The following is a 24,662-nucleotide window of genomic DNA, read 5'->3' as shown; positions in this document are numbered from 1 at the left end:
ACACGCATTCCGGAGCCCCCATGGCAGACCTTCTTTGGCAGAAGCCCGGCGTCGCCGTCGACGCCCAGATCCAGACCTTCCTCGCCGGCGACGACGTGATCCTCGACCGCGAGTTCTTCCTGCACGACATCGCCGCCAGCGCCGCGCATGCGCAGGGCCTGCAGCATATCGGCATCCTCAGCGCCGACGAACTGGCCGGCCTGCTGCGCGAGCTGGAGGTGCTGGCGCAGGACTTCCGCGACGGCCGTTTCGTGCTGGACACGCAGTATGAAGACGGTCACTCGGCAATCGAAGCGCGGCTGACCGAGCGCCTTGGCGACGCCGGCCGCAAGATCCACACCGGCCGCAGCCGCAATGACCAGATCCTGGTCGCCACCCGCCTGTGGCTGAAGGAGAAGCTGCAGCGCGTTGCCCAGCTCAGCGCCGAAGTGGCCAAGGTCGCGCTGGACCGTGCCCAGGCCGAGAAGGATCTGCCGATCCCCGGCTACACCCACATCCAGCGTGCCGTGGTGTCCTCGGCCGGCATGTGGTGGGCCGGCTGGGCCGAGGCCTTCATCGACAACGCCACCCGTGCCCGCGACACGCATGCGCTGGTGGATGCCAATCCACTCGGCACCGCTGCCGGCTACGGCGTGAACCTGCCGCTGGACCGTGAACACACCACCGCCGCGCTCGGTTTTGCGCGCATGCAGATCTCGCCGATCTACGTGCAGCTGTCGCGCGGCAAGTTCGAACTGGCCGCGCTGGAAGCGCTGGGCGGCGCCACGCTGGACCTGCGCCGCATCGCCTGGGACCTGTCGCTGTTCACCAGCGCCGAGTTCGGCTTCGTCGCATTGCCGGCGCAGTACACCACCGGCAGTTCGATCATGCCCAACAAGCGCAATCCGGACGTGATCGAGCTGATGCGCGCGACCCACGCCAGCGTCGCCGCCGCGCGGACCGAGATCGAGCAGCTGCTGTCGCTGCCGTCGGGCTATCACCGCGACCTGCAGTCGTCCAAGGGCGCCATCTTCCATGGCTTCGGCCGCGGCCTGTCCGCGCTGGAACTGCTGCCGGCGCTGCTGGCCAACCTGGAATGGCGCGACGACAAGGTTCGTGCGGCGATCGACTCGGGCATGTACGCCACCGATGTGGCGGTGGAAGCGGCGGTGGCCGGCGTGCCGTTCCGCGAAGCCTACAAGGCCGCGGCGGCAGGCGCCGACAGTGCAGGGCAGGGCCGTACGCCGGAAGGCAGCCTGGCCGCACGCGTGTCACCGGGCTCGGCCGCCGACCTGCGCCTGGATGAGCTGCGCGCGCGCTGGCAGGCGCTGGCCTGATGGCGGGCACCGTCTACCTGGTACTGGCCATGCGCCGGCCCGATTTCAACGCCGCCGTCGTGCAGCCGCACCGTGACTTCCTCGATGCGCTGCAGGCGCAGGGCAAGCTGCAGCTGACCGGCGGCTTCGCCGACGGCAGCGGTGGCGCCTACGTGCTGTGCAACGTCGAGAGCCTGGCGCAGGCGCAGGCCATCGTCGCCACCGATCCGCTGGTGACGATGCAGGCCTCCGAGCTGACCGTGCACGAATGGATTACCCGCTGAGGCCCTGACCGATGACCCTGCACGCTGCCGCTGTCGCCTCGCCGTTCCCGGAACAGGCGTTGCCGCCCTGGCGGCGCGCGGTGCTGAAGGTCGGCAGCAGCCTGCTGGCCGCCGATGGCGGCGGCCTGTCGCCACGCCACGCGCTGGGCCTGGCCCAGTTCGTCTCGGCCAACGTGCTGGCCGGGCGCGAGGTGGTGATCGTGTCTTCCGGCGCGGTTGCGGCGGGGCGCGCGATCCTGCCGCGGGCCGATGAACCCGGTGCGGCGATGGCAGCCCGGCAGGCCCTGGCCGCGCTTGGCCAGGCCCAGCTGATCGGCCTCTGGCAGCGCTTCTTCGAACGCCCGGTGGCGCAGGTGCTGCTGACCCACGACGACCTGCGCAACCGCCGCCGCTACCTCAATGCACGCGCCACGCTCAGCGAACTGCTGCGGCTGGGTGCGCTGCCGGTGGTCAACGAGAACGACACGGTGTCGGTGGACGAGCTCAAGCTCGGCGACAACGACAACCTGGCCGCCACGGTCGCCGCGCTGGTCGATGCCGATGCACTGTTCATCGCCACCGACATCGATGGCCTGTACAGCGCCGACCCGCGCACGGCCGCCGACGCACGGCCGCTGCACGACGTGCCCGAACTGGATGAGGCCGTGCTGGCCATGGCCGGTGGCGCCGGTTCGGGTGCCGGCACCGGTGGCATGCGCACCAAGCTGGAGGCGGCGGCCAAGGCCGGCCGCCTCGGCATCGAGACCTACCTGTTCAATGGCCGCAGCGGTGACGTGGTGCGCGCACTGGCGCAGGATCGCCTGCATGGCACCCGCATCCACGCCGCGCGCAGCCGCGAGGCGGCCCGCAAGCACTGGTTGAGGCATGCGCCGCTGGCCGAGGGCGCGATCATGATCGATGCTGGTGCGGCACAGGCGATGCGCGAGAAGGGCGCTTCGCTGTTGCCCGGTGGCATTACCGGCGCGGACGGCGCGTTCCGCCGTGGCGACATGGTGCAGGTGTGCTGGGACGCACCGCAGGGGAGGGTCTGCATCGCGCGTGGGGTCAGTCAGTATGCAGCCGATGACGTGCGCCGCATCGCTGGCCGTCATTCGCGTGATATCCAGGCCCTGCTCGGCTACAACTACGGCGGCAGCGTTGTCCATCGTGACGACCTGGTACTGCCATGACCGGATTGAAGGACACCCCGATGAGCGGAATCGAAGCGCAGGCGCGTGCCTGCCGTGACGCGGCCCAGGTGGTCGCCGGCCTCGACAGTGAAGCGCGACGCGCCCTGCTGCTGGCAATGGCCCAGGCGCTGGAAGTGAATGCAGGGCTGATCCTGGCCGGCAATGCGCGCGACCTTGCCGCTGCGCGCGAGAAGGGCGTGGGCGCTGCCATGCTCGATCGCCTGGCATTGGACCCGCCGCGCCTGTTCGCGATGGCCGAAGCCGTGCGTGAAGTGGCCGGGCTGCCGGACCCGGTCGGCCAGATGACCCGTGACGACGTGCGCCCGAACGGCATCCGCGTGCAGAAGGTGCGGGTGCCGCTGGGCGTGATCGCAATGATCTACGAGGCACGCCCGAACGTGACCGCCGAAGCCGCCGCCCTGTGCCTGAAGGCCGGCAATGGCGTGATCCTGCGCGGCGGTTCCGAGGCGATCCATTCCAACACCGCCATCGCCCACGCGCTGGCCGGTGCCTTGCAGGCCAACGGCGTACCGGCGGCGGCGGTGACCGTGCTGACCGATCTGCGCCGTGAAGCGATGCTGGAACTGCTGCAGCTGCATGAGCTGATCGACCTGGCCATTCCACGTGGCGGCGAAGGCCTGATCCGCTTCGTTGCCGAGCATGCGCGGGTGCCGGTGATCAAGCACTACAAGGGCGTGTGCCATCTGTTCGTGGACGCCAGTGCCGACCTGGACAAGGCCATCGATCTGCTGGTGGATGGCAAGTGCAGCCGCCCGGCCGCCTGCAATTCACTGGAGACGCTGCTGGTGCACGGCGACGTGGCCGATGCATTCCTGCCGCGCGTGGCACGGGCGCTGGGCGAGCGCGGTGTGCAACTGCGTGCGGACGAGCGTGCCCAGCCGCAGTTGCCGGGCAGCAGCCCCGCCACCGATGAGGATTACGCCGCCGAGTTCCTCGACCTGGTGCTGGCGGTACGCGTGGTCGACGATCTGGATGCGGCGATCGCCCACATCCGCCGCTACACCTCCGACCATACCGAAGTGATTGCCACCGAGGACAGCGGCAACGCCGAGCGCTTCGTCAATGCGCTGCGCTCGGCGGTGGTGATGGTCAATGCCTCTTCGCGCTTTTCCGACGGCGGCCAGCTCGGCCTGGGCAGCGAAATCGGCATTTCCACCACGCGACTGCATGCCTATGGTCCGATGGGCCTGGAAGCGCTCACCGTCGAACGTTTCGTCGTGCGCGGCGAAGGGCAGACGCGCAAGTAGATCCACGCCATGCGTGGATGCTCTTCGCGGTAAACCCCGGTGCCGACCCACGTTGGCACCCACCAGGCCCAAGCGCCGACCAGGGCCGGCACCTGATGGGCAGCGGGGTTACACCACCTCGCGGCGGATGCCGACCGGCCGTGCATGCTCATCCATGTGCAGCGTGGCGGCCTTGCATCCCATCAGGCGTTCGGCCAGGCCGGTGCTGGCGCCCAGATCCGCCGCCACCTCGTTGAGGCTGGCCAGCGGGCGTGGCAGGCGCCGGTCGTGGCCGCGGAAGCGTGCACGGTTGTACTCGGCCCAGCCGATCAGCAGCACGCTGGCGCACAGCAGCATCAGCGGCAACGCCACCAGCACGTACGGATCGAGCTGGTTCTGCCGCTCATACAGCTGCTGCCACGCCAGCTGGCCGCCAATCAGCCACGACAGCAGGGTTACCAGCGGCGCCCACAGGTAGAAGTAGAAGCCCCAGAATGCCAGGGTGACGAAGCCCCAGGCCGTGCGCTGGAAGCGCGGCTGGCGGTGCGGCTTGCGGATCGTCCGCGAGTCGAAGCGGTTGGATGGGCGTTGTGCGTTCATCGGATTCCCCGGTCAGGGCTGGTCCAGGTGGCGCGCTTGCGGCGACGGCGCAGCAGCGTCTTCGGCAGCGCCACCAGGGTGGTGGAAAGGCTGATCAGCCAGTATGCCATCGGGTACCAGATGACCCAGAAATAGTTGCGTCCAATCTGTGTTTCGTAGCGCCGGTCGATGATCAGGCTGCTGGCGAACTGCAACAGGCAGACCAGCGCCAGGATCACGCCATGCCATTCCGGCAACAGGCTGACGATGTGCAGCTGCGGGGGCAGCTCGATGAACTTTCCCAATGCCCACAGCAGCACGATGAACAGCATGGTGTAGGCCCACACCACGCTCAGCACATACTCCAGCAGCACCCCCCACATGCGCCGTTCCTTCCAGTGCAGCAGCGACCGCGCATGCCGCAGCATCACTTCCACGCCGCCCTGCGCCCAGCGCAGCCGCTGCCGCCACAGGCCCTTCAATGTTTCCGGCATCAGGATGAAGCACAGCGCGTTCGGCTCGTAGCGGATGTCCCAGTGCGCGTGTTGCAGGCGCCAGCTGATGTCGATGTCCTCGGTGACCATGTCATCCGACCACCAGCCGACCTGGTGCAGGGCGGTACGACGGAAGCCGGCGATTACCCCGGAGATGGTGAAGATGCGCCCGTACACGCGCTGTGCGCGCTTGATCATGCCGATGATCGATGAGAATTCGGCCACCTGCAGGCGACCGAGCAGGGTCGAACGGTTGCGGATGCGGGGATTGCCGGTCACTGCACCGACCCGGCTGCCACTGGCAAGGTGCCAGACCATCCAGTGCAACGCGTGCTCTTCCAGCATCGCGTCGCCGTCGATGCACACCAGGTACTCCGAGCGCGCCGCCAGCGCCCCCATGCGCAGCGCATTGGCCTTGCCCAGGTTGCGGTCCAGGTGCAGCACGCGCAGCCGTGGGTGCCGGGCCGCCAGAGCGTCCAGGCGAATGCCGGTGTCGTCGCTGCTGCCGTCGTCGATGGCGATCACCTCATAGTCGGCCGGATAACGCTGTGCAAGCGCCGCGCCGAGCGTGTCGTCCAGGTTCTCCGATTCGTTGTGGCAGGGGATCAGCAGGGTCGCGAACGGAGGGTCGACCATCAGGGGTGGATCGTTGCGCGGGCGTGAGTGGCGCTCGCGCCGGAAGTAGTAGTAGAGCCCGCCGGACATCCAGAAGAACGCCATCACCATCGGGTAGTAGAAGGCGAACTGGAACAGGATCAGCAGCATGGGATGCGTGTCCATGTCACTTCTCCGGGTACGGGAAGTTGCCGGCGGACATCGCCGCACGGGCATCGTGGGTGGAGGGCTGGTCGGCGATGAAGTCGTCCGGGTACCAGGCGAAGTGGTGCACGCCCTGCGCCTGCAGCTGGCGGATCTGCGCGCGCAGGCGCTCGGCGGGAATCGGCTGGCCGCTGTTCCAGTCGACGGTCTGCAGCTCGAACAGGGTGTGCTGCAGCTGGGGGTCGTGGCTGCGTACGGCGGCCAGCAGCTGGTCCAGCCAGCGCTCCGGGTGCTTGCTGCCTTCCATCCACGGCATCGCCATCAGCGCAGTCTGGTCGTAGGCCTTGTTGAACAGGTCCAGGCGTTGAGCGAACCAGGCTTCGCTCTGCGGGCGCAGTACGGGCTCGGCATACAGGTTGCGTACCGTTGCCAGCTTAGGTCGCCAGCGCTGGGCGCTGTCACGCAGGGCCAGGGTGAAGTCGATCAGCGCATGGGTGCGCGCGCTGCCGCCGTCGCCGGAGGACAGTGCGGGCAGTTCGGTGTCGCGCAGGTAGCCATCGTCGTGGAACAGCAGGCCTTCAAAGTACGAGTTGACCGCCAGGTCCTCGTAGATGTCGAGCATGATCTGGCGCGCTTTTGGATTGGTGAAATCCAACCGGTACATGCCGTCGGCATCGCCGTTGCGGATGGCCAGTGCCTTGCGCAGCACCGGATCGGGTAGCTCGAAGCCGAGCACCGGCAGCCACGCGTAGACCTTCACCCCGGCGCGCGATTTCAGCTGCCACGCGACGCGGCTGAACAGGTCCGCGCGCATCGGCATGTGGCGGTTGGGGAAGTACAGCGCATCGGCGGTGTTGTTGCCGTCCGGGTCGGCGAACGCCTGCAGGTAGACGTGGGTCGGCGCGATGCGCTTGACCCGCTCGATCAGTGCATCGAGATTGCGCGCCTGCTGTGCAGGATCGGGGTCATATACATCGTCCAGGTCGATCTGCAGCGCGCGGATGCCATCCAGCGCGACGTCACGGCGCAGTTCGTAGGCCAGGCCCTCCACGGTCGGATTGTCACTGACCAGGAAGCGTGCCAGCCCGTGCAGGTCGCTGGCCACCGGGGTGCTGCGGCCTTCCAGATCGAATGAAACCGGCATGCCCAGCTGCTCGGCGATGTCGTTGCTCAGCTGGTTGTAGGCGGCATACGGCCAGACAATGGCCCGTGGGCGTACGCCCAGGTGCTGCTCGATACGCTGCACGCTGCGCGAGAGGTCGGCACGCAGGCGTTGTTCATACTGGGCTTCGCTTTCGTAGCTGTGGGTGGCCGGGCTGTAGACGCGGGTCACCACCGCTGGAGTGGAGTTGCCCTGCGGATTGGCGAGCACGCCGTGATGCAGGTCATCGGTGTGGCTGGCCACTTCGATCAGGCCACTGTCATGCATCTGTTTCAGCTGTGCCCAGGTGACGAAGTCGTCACGCCCGAACGGGCGGTAGCCATAGTCGATGGTGCGCCCCGGCGCCATGTCCACGTAGTCGGTGATCACCGCCACCAGCGCCGGATAGCGGTAGGCCTGGAGCAGGGGGAAGGCCTTGTCATAGACACTGCGCAGGCCGTCGTCGAAGGTCAGCAGCACCGGCTTGGGTGGCAGCGGGGCGCGGCCCTGCGAGGCCTCGATCACCTGCGACAGCGAGACCGGGTGGTAACCGTGCGCGCCCAGCCAGTCCAGGTGCGCGGCGAAGTTCTGCGTACTCACCGCATAGGTATCGGCATCGCCCTTGGCGGCCACCTGGTCGCGGATGTCGTGGTAGCTGAGGATCAGCAGGCCGTTGTCGATCGCATCAAGATGCAGGGCCTGCTGGGCGAAGGCTGGCGGTGCAATGGCCAGCAACAGCAGCACGATCAGTCGCAGGATGCGGGCCATGTCAGTCTCCCCAGCGCAGTGCAGCTTCGAAGCCGATATGACGCTCGCGATGGCCGTCGTAGACCGGCCGCGACCAGCGCACGCCGTACTCGAACACGCGTCCGGGCCCCAGCTGCCATTCGTGCATGTAGGACACCGACGGCACCAGCGCACCGCCGAAGCCATCCTGCCAATAGTCGCCCAGCGAGACCGTCAGGCGGTGCCGGAAGTGGCGCTCGTAGTGCCGCCACAGCTGCTGGTCGATACGCAGGCCGATCTCCACCATGCGGTCGCGCTTCGGGTTGAAATAAGGCGCGTCGTCGCGGCTGCCGCGACTGGCGTACGCGCTTGCCAGGCCATCGACCAGCCAGCGCGGACGCGTCAGCAGCCGTTGTTCGAGGCCGGTACTGACCAGTTCGCGATGGTTGCCATCGTCGTAGCGGAAGCGGCTGGCGCCGAACATCCAGTGGGTCAGCTCGCTTCGACGGTAGTCCACCTGTGCGCTCACGCTGTCGGCAGTGATACCGGCCACGCGGGCCTGCATCGAGGCTTCCGGATCATTGCGAGCGGCTACCAGCCCGGCGTGCCAGTAATCATTGAACTGCCAGCCGACGCCTACGCGCAGGCCGGTGTCGCCGATGTGGTCATTGGCGCGCAGCGCCGCGGCTTCCGCATCCAGCCGGCCGAAGCGGTAGCGCACGCCAGCCCCGAGCCAGAGCGGGTCGATGCGCTGGTCCTGGAAGTCGATCGAGCGGCGGTCGGCGAAGGCGAACAACCGCCAGCGGTCATCCAGCATCGGCGATTCGACTTCAACGCCGTAATGGCGATCGTTGTTGCCCAGTGGCGACGTGCCGCCGCCGCCCGAGCTGCGGCCGATGTCGGTCCATGCCTTCAGCTGCCAGCCGCGATGCGCGCGCCACGCCTGGTCCATGCGCTCGACCGCGGGTTGGGTGGGGTAGCGCGCGATCAGATCGTCGTGCAGCGGCCGTGCCAGGTCATCACGCTGCAGGGCGACGTAGGCTTCTTCCATGCCCAGGCGGGCTTCGATGTCACGTGGGTCCAGCGCATGTGCCATCTGCTGCCGCTGCAGCGCCCGGCGTGGCCAGCCGCGCATCATGTACACGCTGCCCAGCGCACTCTGCAGCCCACCGTTGCCGGGTGCGATGTCGACCATCGATTCCAGGTCGTGCTGTGCGGTGCGCAGATCGCCACTGTAGGCGCGCACCATCGCCAGGTTCAGGTCGGCCTCGTAGCGTGACCAGTTCGGGTACGGTGATTTGCCATTGCTCCAGCGCCACGCCGGCTCCTTGTCGCGCCAGGCCTGCAGCAGGTCGATGGCCTTTTCCTGCTGTTCGCTTTCCAGGTAGGCATAGGCCAGCTCCGAATGCGAGGCGTCGCGGGTCGGGTCGCCGGCCACTGCGGCCTGCAGCACCGGAATGGCTTCCTGCGGGTGCAGGGTACCCATCAGCGAATCACCCACGGCGGGCAGCACGTAGTCGGGCAGGGTGTGGCCTTCGGCCTGCAGCGCGCGTGCTTCCTCGCGCACCTGCGCATGTCGGCCCAGGCGGTTGAGCAGGATCAGCCGGTCCATGCGGATGCGCAGCGGCGCCTGCGCCGGCGGCGTGCCTTCGCCCCCCAGATAGCGCTGCATGCGGGCCAGGGTTGATTCGGCCTCTTCCAGGCGGCTGTCTTCGCTGCTGCTGTAGGCCAGGCTCCAGACCACCAGCTTGGCCAGGTAGTCCCCTTCCAGGCGCTGCTTCTGGGCAGCGTCGAACAGCTGCGGGCGCTGCTGGTAGAGCTCCCAGGCCCGCCAGGCGTTGCCGATGTCGCCCAAGGTCAGTACGCGCAGCTTGAACAGCAGATCGTCGTTGGGCTGCTGCTGGCTGGCGCGTTCGATCGCACCCAGCGCATCCAGCCAGCGGGCCTGGTCGCGGTAGCGGCCGATCTCGGCCAGCGCCGCCTCGCGGTCAGGCGGGGCAGCGCTGCTGGCCCAGGCCAGCGCGGTGCAGGCAAGGCCGACGCAGAGCGCCAGCCGGCGGTGGACAACCATTGGGGACCCCCTTGGCTTCCGAACCAGACAACCATGAAAACTGTGACGCACATCACATGCCAGCTTTTGGCGTGGCCGTGGCCCGCGTCACTCCCTTCGTGCATGCCGCCCAGCAAGGACGGGTACAACCCGGACAGCGACCTGCAATGTCTTGTCTGAAACGAAAGTCCCCCGCACACCGAGTGGTGTTCCGGGCGGCGGAGCCGCCCCCATGCCCGATGCCGGCACGCGGCAAGGATGGGCATTCGTGGGCACTATCCGCCGGGAATTGTCAGTCCGGCGTCAAAATGCGCGTGAAGGCCGAGCGCCCACGGACGGGGCCGGCACGCGGCCCCGCAGCATCACCAGAGGTCTTCCAGTTTGCGCGGCTTGCAGGCCACCCAGGACGCGCACAGCATCAGAGTGGCGCAGCCGAACAGGAAGCTGAACGGGAGGGTCCAGCCGTCGCTGACGGTGTGCAGCCAGCCGACCAGGAAGGGCCCCAGGCAGCTGAAGCTGTAGCCCACGCCCTGCATGAAGCCGGAAAGCGCGGCCGAACCGGTGGGGGTGCGTGTGCGCAGATTGATCAGGGTCAGCGCCAGCGGGAAGGTGGATGGGCCAACGCCCAGCAGGCAGGCCCACAGCAGCGGTGCCTTCATCGGCGCCAGCAGCAGGCCGGTGAAGGCGATCACGAACGAGAAGAAGCCGATCAGCACCAGCGGGAACGGGTTCTGCAGGCGCACCGCCATTGACGGAATCACCAGCGAGGGCAGCAGGCCCAGGGCCGAGAACACCGCCACCATCACGCCGCCGAAGGCGGGCGTGCCACCGGCCTCGACCACGATGCGCGGCAGCCAGGTGAACATCGAATAGGTCATCAGCGAGGTCATGCCGAACATCAGCGTCATGCTCCAGCCCAGCGAGGTGCGCCAGACCTTGCCATGCGGCTGCGCGGTCGGATCAGTGGCATCGGCCTGCGGCTTCGGCGCACGCGTGGCCAGCACCAGCCACGGCAGCGCGGCGGCCAGCGCCAGCAGGGCCCACATGCCCAGCGACACCCGCCAGCCCGCGGCGTTGGCCACCGGCACCGCCAGCAGCGCCGGCAGCATCGTGCCCAGCTGCAGCACGCTGATGTAGAGCGTGCTCATGGTGCCGACCTTGTTGGCGAAGTAACGCTTCACCAGCGGCGGCACCACCACGTTGCCGATGCCCATGCCGGCCAGTGCCAGCACCGAACCGAACAACAGCGTGCCGACATTGCCGGCGCTGGAGCGCAGCAGCAGGCCGGCCATCGCCATCACCATCGCCAGCAGCGTGGTGCGCTCCAGGCCCAGGCGTCGCGCCAGGGCCGGCGTGGCCACGCCGAACAGGGCGAACGAGGCGGTCGGCAGCATGCCCAGCACGCCGGTCATGGTGGTGCCGAAGCCGAACTGCTGGCCGAGCACGTCCAGCAGCGGCGTGATCGAGGTGACGGCGGTGCGCAGGTTGATCGCGGCCAGCAGGATCGCGGCGAACGCGAGGACGCGACCGTGCAGCAGCGACGGCGAATCGGAAGGGGAGGAACTCATCGGTGGTCCTTGCAGGTGTCGCATGCCGTGTCTTGGCGTGCAGCGCCGCACCGGGGCTGTGCCGGCGCGGTGGGTGGGGGAAGGCCCATTGTACGTGGCTGGCGGGGTGAGGTCCCGTCGGCGCGATCTGTCGCGTTCTGCATAGCCGGGTGAGGGCGGCCAGTGCGCCATGGGTATGCGCCCTCTGCCAGCCAACCCCTTACGTTTCGGGCCATTGCGCGCGTTTGGCCGCAGCATGCACGCCGTGATGGACGCCGCAATGAAGTGCAGAGGGTGTGGGGCGTTGCTAGGTTCGGGCCACATCCATGGGCGAAGGATTGCAGGGTGGCAAGGACGTTGATTGTGGTGGGTGATGCAACCACGGGCGGTGGCAGGGTCATCTGCGGATCGCCGGTTACCGACATCGAGGGCATGCCGGTTGCGCGGGTGGGTGACAAGGCCACCTGCCCCAAGCACCAGCGCGTGGCCACCATCGTCAGTGGCGACATCACGCTGACGTTTGAAGGCCAGCCCGTCGCACGCCATGGCGACAGGCTCTCGTGCGGCTGCTCGCTGATTGCCGGCAAGCAATTCCGCGTCTATGTGGACATGGGCGGGGGAGGTGGCGGGGCTGACGGTGTCTGGCCCGCCGCTGCTGCCTCGGATCTGGGCCCGTTGCCCGTAGCGCTGCAGGCTGCCAAGGAGCCCGTGTGTGAGGAATGCCTGCTGGCCGCTTCGCGCTCCGGCGCACCGTTCCTGGGGCGCTGAATGAATCGATACGTGATTGTCGACGCAGCGGCGTACGCCGACACGCCCAAGGCGCTGGCCTGGTACGCCCAGGACCTGCCGCACCGGTCCCTGTTGGCGCGCCAGCCCGAGGCTGCGCACGCATCCGTCGGCCCGTGGCTGCTGCAGTTGCCCGCGCAGTCCCACACCCAGGTGGATGGATGGTTGCGGGCGCTGGAACTGGACAAGCCGGTCGTGGCCTGGCTGCGCAGTGAGGTCGGCTTTGAAGCCGTGTTCCAGCACCTGGAGGCCTGCCTGGACCTGCGCCGCCCCAACGGCACGCTGGCACTGCTGCGCTACTGGGATGGCCGCGTGTTCCTGCGCTTGCAGCGGGCCTTCACGCTGCAGCAGCGCAGGCAGCTGATGGGCCCGCTGCGGCAGTGGCGCTTCCAGATGCTGGGCCAGCACTACGCCCTGGAACGTGACGCGTTGTATGCAGCGGAGACCGGTTGATGTTTGAGATCAACGAGGAACAGGAGGCCCTGCTGCGCCTGCCTGACCCTTCCACTTTTTTCCCGTTGTTGTGCCGGGAGATTCGCGAGGAATACCCCGGCAGCGTCGGTCATCTGAGCGATGGCGCATTGATGGATGAGGTGGTGCGAAGCCATGACCATGCAGCCTATGTGCTGCGCATCACCCATCTGCCGGTGCTGGTGCGCTGGGTGAAGGCGGACGTGGCATGGGCGCGCGGTTTGCGGGCCGTCCCGGCAGCGGACATGTGGATGCGCAGCGCAGAGAACCCGAATCTGGCAGCGGCGGATCTGCTGTCGAATCTGGCAGGTCACTAGGAGCAACAATGGGCACCAGAATCATCGGCCCGCGGCCCTGGCTTGGGCCCGGCATGGGAGCCGGTAATGGCGGCGTGGATGAAGACGGCAATCCAGTGGAACCCTATGGCGGGCCGACCACCGGTGACGTGGCCGATGGCATTCGCGATGTGGTGGGCGATATCCAGCAGCGGGTGCGCGGTAAAGCCAAGCCGGATGCGCGCGCTGAGCCGACGGCCAAGGCGCGGGAGGTGGACTGCTCGCAGATGCCCGACGAGACCGCGTGCAACGAGTGCCTGCTGAAGGAGGGGTTCATTGGTCCACCCCGAACTGGGCGCTATGTCACCCGGCGCAATCTGATCAATTACGAGTACCAGCTGTACATCGCCAACCTGCGCTCGGCACCGCTGCGGTTCGGTTTCATGGTGGCAGACAAGGCCGATCCGGCGCGGACGTTCTTCTCAGTGGATACGTTGTTTGACTATCTGCACCGGAAGGGCTTCTCCCGTACCGTGCAGGAGTGGCACTTCAACGCCTGTGAGTTTGATGGGTTCTGGTTGAAGGACTGCACGGTGGTGGAGGCGAAGGGGAGGTATGACCATTTTTTGAATGAAGCAGGACTTCCCAGGTATGAGTTTGTGGAGCATGGAGTGTTCAGGCCTTGGGGGGTGCAGATGAACAGGCAGCGCGGCGCTATCGGTGTTGCTGGTCGGCAGGCAAAGCTACTGTGGTGCTTCATGCAGCATCGAACGATGGCGGCAGCCATTGAAACGGAATACGTCGATCCAATGCTTTGCAGGCACATACCATTCCGTGGAGATATTTGATGATTGTCAGTGCTCAAACAAACATGCGAACGGATCCTGTTTCTCGAACACCTGACCAGTTGCTCAGTTTGGCGGTACAGGCGACGCAACGTCTCGCGCCGCTTCACCCGTTAATGGCACGGTGGTATGCGCTGCCATCGAACGCAAAGGAAAAGTCAATACCGTTTGAGAATACTGGTGCGATCCTCGCCAGGATGGAGCGGAATATCGAGAAGGATCGAGACAGATTTGGGGATTTCGATGAGCTGGGCGCTTCACTGTTGCTGGCCAACGTAGACAATGATCGTGATTGGCGCACGCCAGGCCTTGTCGTGCTCGGCTTGGATCCCACACTTGGCTCCCATAAGTTTCGTCTTGTTGGGATTGAACCATTTGGTGAGGCTGCGCCAAATTTAATGCTCAATGCAATGATCGGCTTGGTGAAGGAAGTCAAGCCGCGCTATGCCTGTACGGATGTCAAAGCGATGACGCACGAGAAAGCTTTGGTGACGTACCAACTTGATCGGCGCTTGTACCAACACCGTCGGTACTTTGGCTGGATGGGCTTTGTGCCCGCGCAGATCACCCACGCCCAGATACGAGACGCGCATGCCGTCCACCCAGTTGATGGCCTGGGTACGGTCATCGTCTCGGTGCCGGGCGTGTTCGATCCCACCGACGACGCACAGGTGGACAAGGTGCACCGCGTTGAAATGGATCTGGCCAGCTACGATCTGTTGCCGGTGACAGATCCGAACCTCAAGGGTTGAAGAACACGCCTATGATCCTTGTAGCTCAATCAAATCTACGCACATCGGCTGTCTCCCGTACACCCGAAGAAGTGCTGAGCAAGGCCTTGGATCTGACGGAAAGATTGGCCCGCCTGCACCCTTTGATGAAACGCTGGTATGCGTTGCCCTCGCGAAGAAAGGAAGCGTGTATTGCCTTGGAGGATTCTGCTGCAATGCTGTACAGCATGGAGCGGGCTATCGAGAAGACGCGTAGGCGATTTGGGGGTTTTGAGGGGTTTGGCGCTTCACTGACGTTGGCCAACGTAGACAATGACCGTGACTGGCGTAAGCCCGGAGTAGTTGTGCTCAGCCTGCGTCCCAGCCTTGGGGTGCACACGCTAAGCATCGAGGGGCTGGAGCCCTTTGGGGATGAAATTTCCTCAATCATGCTTGGCGCGATGATCGATTCGGTCAAAGTCATCCAGCCTGATTTCGCATGTACCAATGTCAAGGGAAGATCCAGGGAAAGCGAATTGATCCACTACCAGATAGACCGCCGCCTGTATCAACACCGGGAATTCTTCGGTTGGATGGGCTTTGTGCCCGCGCAGATCACCCACGCGCAGATCCGCGACGCGCATGCCGTCCATCCGGTTGATGGCCTGGGTACGGTGATCGTCTCGGTGCCGGATGTGTTTGACCCCACCGACGACGCGCAGGTGGAGCGCGTTCATCGGCTCGAAAGGGATCTGGCCAGCTACAACCTGTTGCCGGTGACCGATCCTCACTTCAAGGGCTGAGCACAGCCACGACCGGCCCGCACCCACGCGAAGCGCCTCCGCCGCGCGCAGGGTGACGTAATCCGCACGACCCCCATCCTGCCGCGCGGCACAACGGCGCCTGCGGCTTAACACTGCCAAGCCTTTGCGCCCCTAGCTTCTGGACGCCCGCAGACGCTGTGCAACAATGTCGCGAATCGTACGAATTGTTGCAGTGGCGCGTTTGCCCATTGGCACATCGTGCGTTGGCGTTTACACCTTCGCATGCCACCGGAAAAGGGTGGCCGGGACTGCAAAACCCGAGCTGACTTGTTGTATACGCTTGCCAGCCGGCGTCGCTTCGCGCGGCGCCGGCTGGCATTCCGTTCGGGTTCCATGGCGGGCGGTGCGTGGGGATGTGCGCAAGCACATCCGCCCGAACTAAGTCAGCCGGGTTTTTGCAGCCACGTATCGCCCGCCGCCTTTGTCCGGCGGCATCACCGTGTTCCTTGCATGGAGAATGCCCATGAAGACGTCTGATACTTCCTTCCCGCCCACCGGTCACGCCCCGGCCAATGCCGATGTGGCAGGCGAGCCCATCACCTTCGTCGCGCAGTTGTGTGGCATCGACAGCGGGGGCGCATCCGATGGACGGCCCTGGCCCGAACGCCAGCTCAATCCCGGCCGTTGCATGGCCCTGGCCGATGCCGATTGCGCATTGGCCGGGCTGCGCACCGTACATGCCATTCTGCTGGCTGCCGAGCGGGCGCGGCAGGATGGCGGGCCGGACCAGGATGTGGGCGACCACGTGATCGAGGGTCTGATCCAGGCCAGTCGCGCGCTGGGCCTGTATGCCGGCCTTAACGTGCGGCCCTGCTGACTCCGGGCCGTGTGGCGGGGCAGGGCGGCTGCCTTGTCCCGTTGCTGCCATTCACTGGCAGTTGCCGGGGCGCCAGGCACAAAAAAACCCGGAGGACTGTTGTCTTCCAGGCTTCTTGGTGACCACCAAAGTGGTCGGGGAGACAGGATTCGAACCTGCGACCTCTACGTCCCGAACGTAGCGCTCTACCAGACTGAGCTACACCCCGAAGGGAGCCGCCTATTCTAGCGATTCACCCCGATGGCGGCAAGGGGTAAATGCTGTTTTCTTCACACTGCCGAAGCAGTGCCACTTCAGGGAACAAAAAAGCCTGGACGACTTCACCAGGCTTCAATGCGACCACATGAGTGGTCGGGGAGACAGGATTCGAACCTGCGACCTCTACGTCCCGAACGTAGCGCTCTACCAGACTGAGCTACACCCCGAAGGAGCCGCCTAAGATACCGTGTGAAGGCCAAGGCGGCAAGGCTTTTTTACGACTCAGTGACGATTTTCCTTCTCGATACGGTTCTGCTCGCGGGCTTCGAACCACATGCCGTTGAGGATGGCCACCGTCGAGGCGAGGCCGGCACCGAGAATCCAGGCGAAATACCACATGTTCAATCTCCTTCATTCCGGGTAGGTGCCGACCGTTGGTCGGCACACGTGCAAGATCAATACGCGTTCGGGTTGTTGCCCATCTCTTCGCTGGTGGTCTTGCCCTTCAGCACGCGGTACACCCAGGTGGTGTAGGCGAGGATGATCGGCAGGAACACCGCCGTGGCCAGCAGCATGATCCACAGGGTCAGGTGGCTGGACGAGGCATCCCACACGGTCAGGCTGGAGGTGGGCTGGCTGGAGGACGGCAGCAGGAACGGGAAGATCGCAAAGCCGACGGTCAGGATGATGCCGGCGATCGCTGCACCCGAGGCGATGAAGGCCAGGCCGCCGCGACGGGCACGCAGCAGCACCGCACTGGCCAGCAGGCCGGCCAGGCCGAGCAGCGGGGCCAGGATCGTGGCAGGCATCGTGCTGTAGTTGCGCATCCAGCCACCAGCGGCGCCGAGTTCGGCGGTCTTCAGCAGCGGATTGGTGGCGCCATCGGTGACCACCTGCGAGGTGATCTGGTAACCCGGCAGGCCGAAGGCCACCCAGGCACCACCGACCGCGAACAGCACGAAGGCGATGATTGCCGCGATGCTGCCGAAGCGGGCTGCACGTTCGGCCACCGGGCCGTCGGTCTTGATCACCAGCATGGCGGCACCGTGCGCGACCAGCATCGACACGCTGAGTAGGCCGGCCAGCAGCGCGAAGGGCATCAACAGGCCGAAGAACGAGCCGGTGTAGAAGATGCGCATGCTGTCATCGAAGTGGAACGGCACGCCCAGCACCACGTTGCCCACCGCCACGCCCATGATCAGCGCCGGGATGAAGCCGCCGATGAACAGCGCCCAGTCCCAGGTGTTGCGCCAGCGTTCGCTGGGCATCTTGCTGCGGAACTTGAAACCGACCGGACGCAGGATCAGCGCGAACAGGATCACGAACATCGCCAGGTAGAACCCGGAGAAGCTGACCGCATACAGCGGCGGCCAGGCGGCGAAGATCGCACCGCCACCGAGCACCAGCCACACCTGGTTGCCTTCCCAGACCGGGCCGATGGTGTTGATCACCAGCCGGCGCTCGGCATCGTTGCGGGCGACGAAGGGCAGCAGCGTGCCCACGCCCAGGTCGAAACCATCCATCACGGCGAAGCCGATCAGCAGGATGCCGAGCAGCAGCCACCAGATCACGCGCAGCGTGGTGTAGTCCAGAAGAATGAAATCCATCGTGGTTCTCCTGCCTCAGGCCTGGCCGGCGGCGGGCGCCGAGGCATTGTGGGAAGCATGCGGCTGGGGCGACTGCAGCGACGGCAGCACCTCATCCGGACCCTTGCGGATCGCCTTGAGCATCAGCTTGATCTCGACCACGATCAGCGCGGTGTAGATCGCGGTGAAGCCGGCCAGGGTCAGCACGATTTCGTGCAGGGCCAGGCCCGATGCTGCATAGAAGGTCGGCAGCACGCCATCGACCGCCCACGGCTGGCGACCGTACTCGGCCACGAACCAGCCACACTCGATGGCGATCCACGGTGCCGGCAGCGTCCACAGGGCCACCTTCAGGAACCAGCGCTTGTCCTGGAAGTTGTTGCGGCAGGAGTAGTAGAAGGCCAGTGCGAAGAAGGCGATCAGGTAGAAGCCGAGCCCGGCCATCACGCGGAAGGTCCAGAACAGCGGCATCACGCGCGGCACGGTATCCATCGCCGCCTGCGAGATTTCCTGCGGGGTGGCGTTGAGGATGTCATCGCGGTAGCGCTTGAGCAGCAGGCCGTGGCCCAGGTCCTGCCAGTGGCGATCGAACATCTCGCGCGCTTCCACGTCGTTCTTGTTGGCGCGCAGGCGTTCCAGTGCGCCGTAGGCCAGCTGGCCGCCGCGCACGCGGTGTTCGGCACGCTCGACCAGTTCCAGAATGCCCGGAATCGGCTGGTTCAACGAGCGGGTGGCGATCAGGCCCATCAGGTACGGGATCTTCACCGCGTAGTCGTTCTGGTGGGTCTGCTGGTTGGGGATGCCGAAGGCGGTGAAGTCGGCCGGCGCACGCTCGGTCTCCCACATCGCTTCGATCGCAGCCAGCTTCATCTTCTGGTGTTCGCTGGCGGCGTAACCGCTCTCGTCACCCAGCACCACCACCGACAGCGAGGACAGCAGGCCGAACGCTGCGGCCACCGCGAACGAGCGACGGGCCAGGTCCTTGTGCTTGTTGCGCAGCAGGAACAGGGCGCTGATCGCCATCACGAACACCGCACCGGTCACGTAACCGGCGCTGACGGTGTGCACGAACTTGGCCTGTGCCACCGGGTTGAACACCACCGCCATGAAGTCGACGACTTCCATGCGCATGGTTTCCGGGTTGAACACCGCACCGGTCGGGTTCTGCATCCAGCCGTTGGCGATCAGGATCCAGATCGCCGACAGGTTGGTGCCCAGCGCCATCAGCCAGGTCACCATCAGGTGCTTGACCTTGCTCAGGCGGTTCCAGCCAAAGAAGAACAGGCCGACGAAGGTGGCTTCCAGGAAGAACGCCATCAGGCCTTCGATGGCCAGCGGCGCACCGAAGATGTCACCCACGTAGTGGCTGTAGTAGGACCAGTTCATGCCGAACTGGAATTCCATCACGATGCCGGTGGCGACGCCCATGGCGAAGTTGATGCCGAACAGGACGCCCCAGAACAGGGTCATCCTGCGCCAGATCTCCTTGCCGGTCATCACGTACACGCTCTCCATGATGGCCACCATGAAGGACAGGCCGAGGGTGAGCGGTACGAATAGGAAGTGGTACATCGCGGTCAGCGCGAATTGCAGCCGCGACAGTTCTACGACTGTCTGATCAATCATGGCCTGGCTACCTCGTTGGATAGTGCCGTTGCAGGTGGCGGGAAGGGTGGTCTACGACGTGAATGATGTGACCGACTACTTCAAACAGCCTTGATCCAGATCAATGTATGAACAGGTGACCAGGTTGATCGTATGCCAACCTGATGAAGACTGCGACCGCCGGCCGCAGGGGCCGGCTATTGCCTGCGCCTACAATGCCGTGTCTCCCCCGCTGCCCGTGAAGACCTCTTGAGCGCTGCCGAAACAACCCCCGACGGCCTTTCCCAGGAAGCCGAAACGACCCGCCAGCGGCGCGCCCGCACTGCATGGCTGGCCGATCTGGCGCGGCCAGCCCGCGGCCGCCAGCGCCTGGCGGCGCTGTGCATCAGCCTGTCCGGGGCGCTGTTGATCGGCCAGGCCGCCGCCATTGCCTGGCTGGTGCAGCAGGTGCTGGTGGAACGCGCGCCGCTGGCATCGGGCCTGCCGGTGCTGGGCGGACTGGCGCTGATCCTGGTGCTGCGCACGCTGTTGGGCAGCGCCACCCAGGCCGCGGCCGGCGATGTGGCCGATGCTGCGCGGCTGGCACTGCGCGAACGTGTGTTCGCGCGCCTGCTGGGCCATGGCCCGCTGTGGCTGCGCCAGCGTCGCACCGGCGAGCTGGGCGAACTGGTGCTGCATCACGGTGATGCGATCGAGAATTATTACAGTGGCTTCCTGCCGGTACGCACCGAGGTGGTGGTGGTGCCGCTGCTGATCCTGGCCGCCGTGGCCTGGGTCGACTGGGTGGTGGCGCTGATCCTGTTGTTCACCGCGCCGCTGGTGCCGTTCTTCATGATGCTGGTGGGGTGGGGCGCTGAAGCGGCCGGTCGTGCCCAGCTGGGGGAACTGGCGCGGATGAGCGGCCACTTCGCCGATCGCATCAAGGGCCTGGGCGTGCTGCGCCTGTACGGCCGTGGCGAAGCCGAACTGGCTGGCGTGGAGGCCGCCGCCGAAGGCGTGCGCCTGCGTACCCTGAAGGTGCTGCGGATCGCGTTCCTGTCATCCACGGTGCTGGAATTCTTCGCCTCGGTGAGCGTGGCGATGGTTGCGCTGTACCTGGGCCTGAGCTACCTCGGCATGATGTCGTTGCATGCAGCGGTGCCGACGCTGGGCGCCGGCCTGTTCTGCCTGCTGCTGGCCCCGGAGTTCTACGCCCCGCTGCGACGGTTGGCCGCGCACTACCACGACCGTGCCAACGCCCTGGCGGCGGCCGCCGAAGTGGAGCGCCTGCTGCAGTCGCTGCCCGACGAACAGGGCCTGCTCGACAACGAGGGCGCCGCGCTGGTGGTGGAGCCGGCCGAGGCCGCCTTGCCGCCGCTGCGCGCGCAAGGACTGGTGCTGCGTCCGCTGGGCGCACCGCACGATGTGCTGCAGGATCTGGATGTACTGCTGGAGCCGGGCCAGCGGCTGGCCCTGGTGGGCCCCAGCGGGTCTGGCAAGAGCACGTTGCTGGAAGCGCTGGCCGGCTGGTTGCCGCCACGCGCCGGCAAGTTGCAGCTGCGCCCCGGCGTGCAGGTGGCCTATGCCAGCCAGCGTCCCTACCTGTTCCACGGCAGCATTGCCGACAACCTGCGGTTGGCCGACCCCGGTGCCAGCGATGCACGGCTGCGTGCGGTGGCCGAGGCGGCGCAGGTGCTGCAGTTCGCGCAACGACTGCCGCAGGGGCTGGACACGGTGATCGGCGAGCGCGGCTTCGGCCTGTCCGGCGGTGAAGCGCGCCGCATCGGCCTGGCGCGCCTGCTGCTGCGCGACCCGCAGGTGCTGCTGCTGGATGAGCCGACCGCCTTCCTCGATGCCGATACCGAAGCCGCGCTGCTGCGCAGCCTGGCCGCGTATGCGCGGGGCCGCAGCGTGGTGGTCGCCACCCACAGCCCAGCCGTGATCGCCTGGGCTGATCGTTGCCTGCTGTTGCCGGAAGGCCGCCTGGTCGAGCCGGCACAGGCGGTGCGCGCATGAGCCGGTCGCCCGATTCACTGCGTGCAGTGTTCCTGCGTCATCGGCCGCGCCTGCTGCTGACGATGCTGCTGCTGTGGACCACGATGCTGGCTGGTACCGCGCTGCTGGGCCTGTCCGGTGGCTTCCTCACCGCGGCCGCGCTGGCCGGTGCGGCCGGGTTGGGCCAGGGTTTCAATTTCTTCTCGCCCTCGGCCGGCATCCGTGGCCTGACCATGGCACGCATCGTGTCGCGCTATTTCGAGAAACTGGTCGGCCACGACGCCACCCTGCGCATTGCCCGCGACCTGCGCGTGTGGTTCTTCCGCCGTGCGCTGCCACTGGCGCCGGCACGGTTGGGGGCCACGCGTACCGGCGACCTGCTGGCACGCCTGCTCGGTGACATCGGTGAGGTGGATGGCCTGCTGGTGCGTGCCATCGGGCCCTTGGTGGCGCTGGGTGCGTTGTCGCTGGTCGCGGTGGTTTCAGCGGCGCTGATCCTGCCGTCGGCGGCCGTGCTGCTGGCGGTGCTGGCATTGTTGATCGCCGTCGGTGTGCCGTGGCTGGGCGTGCGCGGTCGCGATGATGAAGAAGCAGACCGCGCCGCGCATCGCGCCGCGTTGCGCACCGCTGCATTCGAAGGACTGGAAGGGGCCGGGGATCTGGCCGCGCTGCATGCCGATGCGGCGTGGCAGTTGAAGGTGCGGGTAGCGGCCAAGCAGCTGGCCTCGCGCGACCGTCGCCGGCGCTGGCGCCTGATTGCAGGCTCGACCCTGCATGGCCTGGTGGCTGGGCTCGGCCTGGTGGCGATGCTGGCATTGGCCCTGCATGCGGCCGAACAGCAGCGCATCGCGCCGGAAATGGCCGCCGGCCTGGTGTTCCTCACCGTGGCGTTGATCGAGTTGTGGGCGGGCATGGGCCTGGCCTGGCAGTCGCTGCAGTCCGGGCGCATCGCCGCCGATCGCTTGCAGGCCATCGTCGAGCAGTCGCCGACGGTGGAGGATCCTTCGACGCCGCACGCTGTACCACAGGCGGCGCGCGTGCATTGGGACGATGTCCATTTCCAGTGGCCGGGCGCGGCGCGGCCGGTGCTGTCCGGCCTGCAGCTGACCCTGGCACCGGGCGAGCGCATCGCGATCCGCGGCGACAGCGGCAGCGGCAAGACCACCTTGTCCAGCCTGCTGCTGCGGCTGTGGGATCCGCAGCAGGGGCGAATCACCTACGGCGGCCGCGACCTGCGCGATTTCGCCCAGGCCGAGTGGCATCGGCAGCTGGCGTGGCTGCCGCAGAACGCGCCGGTGTTTGCCGGCACGGTGGCCGAGAACCTGCGGCTGGGTGATCCCGACGCCAACGACGTCGAGCTGTGGGCAGTACTACGCCGGGTACGCCTGGCCGAATGGGCCGAGCGCAATGGCGGCCTGCAGGCCTGGGTCGGTGAGAACGGTGCGACGATGTCGGCCGGGCAGGCGCGGCGCCTGGCACTGGCGCGCGCGCTGCTGCGCAATGCGCCGATCCTGTTGCTGGACGAACCGACCGAAGGGCTGGACGTGGATACCGCACGCGCGCTGCTGCAGGACCTGTCCGGGCTGCTGGACGGTCGCAGCCTGCTGATGATCACCCATGATGATCTGCCCGACGGCGTGGTCGATGCGCAGTACCGGTTGCGTGACGGGGCCCTGGTCCGCGAACCGTGAATGGTAGTGCCGGCCGCTGGCCGGCAACCCCATGATTGCCGGCCAGCGGCCGGCACTACCGATTGCGAGCGTTACCGCGAGAATTCGCGCAGCATCACCGCGATCGAGGCCACGTTGGCCAGCACGCACAGCCAGAACACCCACTGGAACGCGGCCTTGCGGTGCTTGTGACGGAACAGGGCCTGGCCCAGCAGCGCGCCTGGCCAGCCCCCGGCGAAGGCCAGCAGCTGCAGGGTGCGCTCGGGAATGCGCCATTGCTTTCGCTGCGCCGCACGCTTGTCATGGCCATACAGCCCGAACGACACCACGCTGGCCAGCAGGCACCAGCCGCCCAGCCACAGTGGCAGCACGCCGCTGACCATCAGCGCGATCAGCGCACCGAAGGCGGCGAGCCCGAGATTGCGCCGCCACGCCACTTACAGCGCGTCGAGGAAGCCGCGCACGGCCGGGCCGAAACGCTCGAAATCAACAAGGAACGCATCGTGGCCCTGCGGCGACTCCAGGCCGACGAAGCGCGCATCGGCACCGCCGGCACGCAGGCCGTCGGCGACCTGTTGCTGCTGCTGCACCGGGAACAGGATGTCGGTGTTGGCGCCGATCGCCAGCGCCTTTTCCACCCGGATCTTCGCCAGGCCGGCCAGCACATCGCCATCGGCGTACTCGGCCAGATCGAACCAGTCCATCGAACGGCTCAGGTACAGGTAGCAGTTCGGATCGAAGAAGCGCACGAAGCGCCGCGCGTGGCCTTCCAGGTAACTTTCCACCTGGAATTCAAGGCCGAACGGATCATCGTCGGCCTGGTCCGAATCCAGCCGCACGCGGCCGAAGCGACCATCCCATTCCAGCGCCGAGCGATAGGTGATGACGCCCAGCTTGCGCGCCATGCGCATGCCCGACTCGGGATACTCGGCATCGTCGTAGTGGCCGCCGTTCCAGCGCGGGTCGAGGCGGATCGCCTCGCGCTGCAGCGAGCGGATCGCGATCGAGAACGGCAATGCCTGCGCGCTGCCGGAAATGTTGATATGGCTGCGCGCGATGCCCGGGTGCAGCATCAGCACCGCCAGTGCGGTCATGCCGCCCATCGAGTTGCCGACCACGCAGGCCAGCTGCGCGATGCCCAGCGCGCGCACCACCTCGATCGCGGCGCGCGCGCCGTCCTCGATCGACAGCTCGGGGAAATCGAGGCGGTAGGGTTCACCGGTAGCGGGGTTGAGCGAGGCCGGACCGGTCGAGCCCTTGCAGCTGCCCAGCGAGTTCACGCACACCACGAACCAGCGATCGATATCGATCGGCTTGCCGGGCCCGACCATCGCCTCCCACCAGCCCAATGCCGGGTTGGCGTCGTTGGCCGCCGCATGCGCGTCCGGTGACAGGCCGGTCACGATCAGGATCGCGTTGCTGGCATCGGCGGCCAGCGTTCCCCAGGTTTCGTAGGCCACGCGTGCGCCATGCAGTGCGCCACCGCGCTTGAACGGGAACGGCGAGGGCAGGGCGTGGAAGCGGGTGCCGGGCGGGATGAATTCGGTCATGCAGGCATTCTAGCGGGGCCGCATGTGGAGCTGGCGACACGCTGGTTTCCATCGACGATG

23 protein-coding genes and 2 tRNA genes are annotated in these 24,662 nt (G+C 66.5%); 13 read left to right on the top strand and 12 right to left on the bottom strand.

From position 1 onward, the window contains the following. Positions 1-20 precede the first annotated feature (20 nt). The 4 genes from argH to VN11_RS14875 are packed head-to-tail and all read left to right on the top strand — an operon-like array spanning position 21 to position 4,016. Entirely contained in the window at positions 21-1,316 is a 1,296-nt protein-coding gene (gene argH / locus VN11_RS14890) for an argininosuccinate lyase (protein WP_053450314.1), read from the top strand. After that, entirely contained in the window at positions 1,316-1,579 is a 264-nt protein-coding gene (locus tag VN11_RS14885; RefSeq protein ID WP_053450313.1) for a YciI family protein, read from the top strand. The genes argH and VN11_RS14885 overlap by 1 nt, the downstream gene beginning before the upstream one ends. 11 nt (positions 1,580-1,590) lie before the next feature. Continuing rightward, positions 1,591-2,748: a glutamate 5-kinase gene (gene proB, locus VN11_RS14880; protein ID WP_053450312.1), complete on the top strand. Its 1,158-nt coding sequence runs from the start codon at positions 1,591-1,593 to the stop codon at positions 2,746-2,748. Continuing rightward, complete coding sequence (locus VN11_RS14875) at positions 2,745-4,016, top strand: glutamate-5-semialdehyde dehydrogenase (RefSeq protein ID WP_053450311.1); 1,272 nt, start codon at positions 2,745-2,747, stop codon at positions 4,014-4,016. The genes proB and VN11_RS14875 overlap by 4 nt, the downstream gene beginning before the upstream one ends. Positions 4,017-4,124: 108 nt before the next feature. Here VN11_RS14875 and pgaD read toward each other — a convergent pair whose 3' ends face one another. From pgaD to VN11_RS14850, 5 genes are all read right to left on the bottom strand, one after another. After that, on the bottom strand, positions 4,125-4,595 hold the full coding sequence (gene pgaD, locus VN11_RS14870) for a poly-beta-1,6-N-acetyl-D-glucosamine biosynthesis protein PgaD (RefSeq protein WP_049458286.1): 471 nt from the start codon (positions 4,593-4,595) through the stop codon (positions 4,125-4,127). Beyond that, entirely contained in the window at positions 4,592-5,848 is a 1,257-nt protein-coding gene (pgaC, locus tag VN11_RS14865) for a poly-beta-1,6-N-acetyl-D-glucosamine synthase (RefSeq protein ID WP_053450310.1), read from the bottom strand. Before pgaC ends, pgaD begins: the two co-directional genes overlap by 4 nt. 1 nt (position 5,849) lies before the next feature. After that, positions 5,850-7,736, bottom strand: a complete 1,887-nt coding sequence (gene pgaB, locus VN11_RS14860; protein ID WP_053450309.1) for a poly-beta-1,6-N-acetyl-D-glucosamine N-deacetylase PgaB — start codon at positions 7,734-7,736, stop codon at positions 5,850-5,852. A gap of 1 nt (position 7,737) precedes the next feature. Continuing rightward, a complete protein-coding gene (gene pgaA / locus VN11_RS14855; RefSeq protein ID WP_053450308.1) occupies positions 7,738-9,765 on the bottom strand; it encodes a poly-beta-1,6 N-acetyl-D-glucosamine export porin PgaA in 2,028 nt (675 codons plus the stop codon). 341 nt (positions 9,766-10,106) lie between these two features. Next, positions 10,107-11,312, bottom strand: a complete 1,206-nt coding sequence (locus VN11_RS14850) for a CynX/NimT family MFS transporter (RefSeq protein WP_053450307.1) — start codon at positions 11,310-11,312, stop codon at positions 10,107-10,109. Between the two features lie 324 nt (positions 11,313-11,636). Between VN11_RS14850 and VN11_RS14845 the strand changes: the two genes are divergently transcribed. The 7 genes from VN11_RS14845 (at position 11,637) to VN11_RS14815 (ending at position 16,019) form a co-directional block, all read left to right on the top strand. After that, complete coding sequence (locus VN11_RS14845) at positions 11,637-12,059, top strand: PAAR domain-containing protein (protein ID WP_053450306.1); 423 nt, start codon at positions 11,637-11,639, stop codon at positions 12,057-12,059. Then, entirely contained in the window at positions 12,060-12,530 is a 471-nt protein-coding gene (locus VN11_RS14840; RefSeq protein WP_053450305.1) for a DUF4123 domain-containing protein, read from the top strand. Continuing rightward, positions 12,530-12,865 (top strand): hypothetical protein, encoded by a 336-nt coding sequence (locus VN11_RS14835; protein WP_053450304.1) that lies wholly within the window; start codon positions 12,530-12,532, stop codon positions 12,863-12,865. Before VN11_RS14840 ends, VN11_RS14835 begins: the two co-directional genes overlap by 1 nt. Before the next feature lie 8 nt (positions 12,866-12,873). Further along, complete coding sequence (locus VN11_RS14830) at positions 12,874-13,671, top strand: Tox-REase-5 domain-containing protein (RefSeq protein ID WP_053450303.1); 798 nt, start codon at positions 12,874-12,876, stop codon at positions 13,669-13,671. After that, positions 13,671-14,420 (top strand): Imm52 family immunity protein, encoded by a 750-nt coding sequence (locus VN11_RS21895; RefSeq protein WP_080374940.1) that lies wholly within the window; start codon positions 13,671-13,673, stop codon positions 14,418-14,420. Before VN11_RS14830 ends, VN11_RS21895 begins: the two co-directional genes overlap by 1 nt. An 11-nt stretch (positions 14,421-14,431) precedes the next feature. Beyond that, positions 14,432-15,181 (top strand): Imm52 family immunity protein, encoded by a 750-nt coding sequence (locus VN11_RS14820; RefSeq protein WP_080374939.1) that lies wholly within the window; start codon positions 14,432-14,434, stop codon positions 15,179-15,181. A 484-nt stretch (positions 15,182-15,665) separates the two neighbouring features. After that, positions 15,666-16,019 carry a hypothetical protein gene (locus VN11_RS14815; protein WP_006457010.1) on the top strand — a complete coding sequence of 118 codons (354 nt, stop codon included), beginning with the start codon at positions 15,666-15,668 and terminating at the stop codon, positions 16,017-16,019. 131 nt (positions 16,020-16,150) lie between these two features. Here VN11_RS14815 and VN11_RS14810 read toward each other — a convergent pair. From VN11_RS14810 to VN11_RS14790, 5 genes are all read right to left on the bottom strand, one after another. Continuing rightward, positions 16,151-16,227 (bottom strand) — tRNA-Pro (locus tag VN11_RS14810). A gap of 140 nt (positions 16,228-16,367) precedes the next feature. Continuing rightward, positions 16,368-16,444 (bottom strand) — tRNA-Pro (locus tag VN11_RS14805). A 55-nt stretch (positions 16,445-16,499) separates the two neighbouring features. Beyond that, positions 16,500-16,616 (bottom strand): cytochrome bd-I oxidase subunit CydX, encoded by a 117-nt coding sequence (gene cydX / locus VN11_RS14800; RefSeq protein WP_008268311.1) that lies wholly within the window; start codon positions 16,614-16,616, stop codon positions 16,500-16,502. 56 nt (positions 16,617-16,672) lie between these two features. After that, complete coding sequence (gene cydB / locus VN11_RS14795) at positions 16,673-17,824, bottom strand: cytochrome d ubiquinol oxidase subunit II (protein ID WP_053450300.1); 1,152 nt, start codon at positions 17,822-17,824, stop codon at positions 16,673-16,675. Between the two features lie 15 nt (positions 17,825-17,839). Continuing rightward, positions 17,840-19,429: a cytochrome ubiquinol oxidase subunit I gene (locus VN11_RS14790; RefSeq protein WP_006457005.1), complete on the bottom strand. Its 1,590-nt coding sequence runs from the start codon at positions 19,427-19,429 to the stop codon at positions 17,840-17,842. 228 nt (positions 19,430-19,657) lie between these two features. On the opposite strand from VN11_RS14790, the gene cydD reads away from it, so the two are divergent. Both cydD and cydC read left to right on the top strand, forming a co-directional pair. Further along, positions 19,658-21,403 carry a thiol reductant ABC exporter subunit CydD gene (gene cydD, locus VN11_RS14785; protein WP_053450299.1) on the top strand — a complete coding sequence of 582 codons (1,746 nt, stop codon included), beginning with the start codon at positions 19,658-19,660 and terminating at the stop codon, positions 21,401-21,403. Next, positions 21,400-23,073, top strand: coding sequence for a thiol reductant ABC exporter subunit CydC (cydC, locus tag VN11_RS14780; RefSeq protein WP_053450298.1), 1,674 nt, complete (start codon positions 21,400-21,402; stop codon positions 23,071-23,073). Before cydD ends, cydC begins: the two co-directional genes overlap by 4 nt. 71 nt (positions 23,074-23,144) lie before the next feature. Here the strand turns inward: cydC and VN11_RS14775 are convergent, their stop codons facing one another. Continuing rightward, a complete protein-coding gene (locus VN11_RS14775; RefSeq protein WP_049456024.1) occupies positions 23,145-23,489 on the bottom strand; it encodes a DUF1294 domain-containing protein in 345 nt (114 codons plus the stop codon). Next, complete coding sequence (gene metX / locus VN11_RS14770; RefSeq protein WP_053450297.1) at positions 23,490-24,602, bottom strand: homoserine O-acetyltransferase MetX; 1,113 nt, start codon at positions 24,600-24,602, stop codon at positions 23,490-23,492. It abuts the gene before it with no gap. Positions 24,603-24,662 lie beyond the last annotated feature (60 nt).

The sequence above is a fragment of the Stenotrophomonas maltophilia genome (genome assembly GCF_001274595.1).
GTDB classification, from domain to species: Bacteria; Pseudomonadota; Gammaproteobacteria; order Xanthomonadales; family Xanthomonadaceae; genus Stenotrophomonas; species Stenotrophomonas forensis.
The sequence above is the reverse complement of the archived record's forward strand: the minus strand, read 5'-3'. Positions and strand labels throughout refer to the sequence as shown.